Below are 2,831 nucleotides of genomic sequence, written 5' to 3' on the forward strand. Positions count from 1 at the left end.
GGGGATTGGCGGGATTCGCCTGCCTGTGGATGGCGCTGTGCACGGCCGTGGGGCCGCTGTACTGGGTCGAGGGGTCGATCGCCGACTGGTCTTGGGCCAACACCGCCTATTTCCTCGTCTCCTTCGCCGCGTATCTGGGCATTGTGATCCTGCTGGTCCGCTGGGCCAGGCGTCGGCGGATCCTGCCGCCGCTGCCCGTCGCCGCCAAACGACGGCTCGTGCATCTGGCCCTGACCGCGCCGATGCAAGCCGTGGCGCACGCCGGCGACTGGTGCCGGCGGATGATCCTGCGCGGCACCGACCGCTGGTGGAAGCTGTTCCTGATCCTGCTCATCGGCTGGCTGTGGGTGCCGACGACGCTGCTGAGCGCGTTCGGCGCGGACGTGCGGTCGCAGGCGCGCGAGTTCAGCTGGGCGTGGAACCAGTGGCTGGGCGTGGACCAGCCGTACATCGGGTTCTTCTCGTTCGTGCCGATGGACATCTACCCGACCGCGCATTATCTGTGGCCCGAGGATCCGACGTATCTGACCGACCAGCACAACATCGTGCTCACCGTGTGCTACGGCGCCGCCACGGCCGTCTCCCGGTATCTCACCGGCTCGAACGACGCCGGGTTCGTGGCGCTGTCGGCGATCCAGTTCGTGTTCGCCGCGTTCTGCTGCGCGGCCACCGCCAACCGGTTCTTCAACCTGCCGTTCCTGCGGCCGGCCGACGGCGGCGAAGGCATCGACGCCCTGCGCGAAACGGGACTGGCGCGACCGGCGGGCGCACTCCAACGGTTCGTAATCCTCCTGTTCTTCCTGGTCTGCCCGTTGGCGGTGTTCGCCACGATCTCGCTGACCAAGTCGCCGCTGTTCGCGTTCTCGTTCGTCTGGTGGTTCGGCGTGTGGTATGAGCTGCATATGACCCGTGGCGAGCTGATGCCGGACGGCAAGGCGCGGCGGCTGAGAACCCGATCCTGGATGGCGTTCGCCGCGGCGTCCTGCGTGATGCTGATCTCCGCCAAGTACGCCTGGTACATCATCGTGCTGCAGATCCTGCTGGCGCTGATCGCCGACCGTCGCCGCTGGCGTGTCTATGTGACCGCGCTGCTGCTGCCGACCGTGCTGATTCACGGCGGCGTGGTGCTGATGATCCAATCCGGCCTGATCATCAACGGCGATCCGATCGAGAGCCGCGGCATCCAACTCCAGCAGATCGCGCGCGTGGCCAAGCTCAACCCCGAAGGCATCCCGGAATCCGCCGCGGAGTTGCTGGAACCGATCTTCAACCTGGACCAGATGGCGGACGCATACCGTCAGGATGACGCCGACCCGGTCAAGTCCTCCGGCATCCAGTCCAAAAAGGTCAGCTATAAGTGGCGCACGGTGACCGAGGAGGACATGGCGCAGTTCAACACCGCGTGGGCCCAGATCGTGGCCGCCAACCCGGTGATTGCGCTCGACGCGTTGCTGGCCAAGTGCTACGGCTATTTCGATGTGACCGCCAGCCCGTACACCTCGATGGATTACTACGTGGACAGCATCTACGTGCAGAACCAGACCGAGTGGATCAAGGACTGGTGCCACGACTGGCGGACGTCGGTCGCCCAGTTCGCGCGGGATTGGGGCGCCGTGCCGGTGCTCGGATGGCTGACGCACGGCAACCTGTATGTGTCGTTGACGCTGCTGATCGGAGCGGCCGAAGTGGTGCTGCGGCGTTGGCGCACGCTCGCCTGGCATATTCCCCTGGCGTTGCTGATGGGGGTCATGATCACCGCGCCGGCCAACAACTTCGAGCGGCATATGCTGCCCGTGGCGTTCTGCTTCGGTTTCCTGTGCCTGACGTTCTGGCGGGAGTCCCTGGCGTCGCGCCACACGGCGGACGGCATGCCGCCGAATTCGCCGAACCCGGATACAGTGGAAGCATGACTCCTTCCGTCTGGCCGTTATCGCAGCATCGCCGTTCGTCCGAACACCGTCAGGGTGCCTCGGACGATATGCTGGCGCTGCTGCGGGGCGGGGAGGGCGACACCCTCGACGCGCGTGTGGAATCGGTGGCGTTCGAATGCCTGGCGGATGGCCTGGCCGACGACCGCGTCATGTCATTGCTGCGCGTGCTGGGTTGGCGAGACGATTTCACCTGCTTCACCGTGGCCGGTACGCCGGCCAAGGGCATCGGCGATTCCTCCCGGCTGATCCGTGAGGCCATCCGCAATCTCGGCGGGAGCAACTGCATCATCGGCGTACGCGGCACCTGGTGCGTGGCCTTGGTGGAGATGCAGAGCGCAGTCACGCCGGAGGTGGCCTGCACCGCCATGACCGACGCATTCCACGCGCAGCTGCCGCTGTGTCTGGGGCCGGTGCGTCACCGGGTGGAGGGAGCGCAGCGCAGCGTGCGCAGCGTGCTGGCGGCGTTGGCGGCGGCCGCCGCGGTGCCCGCGCTGCCGCGGCCGATGAGGGCCGACGACGTGTTGCCCGAGCGAGCGTTGCTGGGAGACGAGGACGCGCGCAACGAGTTGGTGAACGAGGTCTACCGTTCCTTGCGGGGGGACAATGCCGACGATCCCACACTGGCCACGGTCTCGACCTTCCTGAAATCCGGTAATTCGCTGGAGACCACAGCCAAGGAACTGAATGTGCACCCCAACACGGTGCGCTACAGGCTCAAGCGGGCCGCCGAAACCACCGGATGGGACGCCACCGACCCGCGCGAGGGCTACGTACTGCAGACCGCCATCGCGTTGGGCCTGATGAAGGACGCCGCCCAGAGCTGAACGACGGCCGTACAGCTCCCGGACGCCCCGGATATGACAAACCCCCGCGATCTGAACTGCGCCCCGTTTGTTGGAC

At 66.4% G+C, this 2,831-nt stretch carries 2 protein-coding genes; both read left to right on the forward strand.

Features of this window, described 5'->3' with window-relative positions; genetic code table 11:
• The first annotated feature begins 5 nt into the window (after positions 1 to 5).
• Positions 6 to 1,910 (forward strand): DUF6020 family protein, encoded by a 1,905-nt coding sequence (locus B4C31_RS07305; protein WP_291531948.1) that lies wholly within the window; start codon positions 6 to 8, stop codon positions 1,908 to 1,910.
• 68 nt (positions 1,911 to 1,978) lie between these two features.
• Positions 1,979 to 2,755, forward strand: coding sequence for a PucR family transcriptional regulator (locus B4C31_RS07310; RefSeq protein WP_204386462.1), 777 nt, complete (start codon positions 1,979 to 1,981; stop codon positions 2,753 to 2,755).
• The last annotated feature ends 76 nt before the right edge of the window (positions 2,756 to 2,831 follow it).

Origin of the sequence: Bifidobacterium sp. UBA4282, from assembly GCF_002394995.1 — a bacterium.
Lineage (GTDB): Bacteria > Actinomycetota > Actinomycetes > Actinomycetales > Bifidobacteriaceae > Bifidobacterium > Bifidobacterium pullorum_B.

Bases quoted from the DNA above. Each gene is read 5' to 3' on its own strand.
- B4C31_RS07310 (WP_204386462.1), top strand. From the start codon at position 1,979: ATGCTGGCGCTGCTGCGGGGCGGGGAGGGCGACACCCTCGACGCGCGT.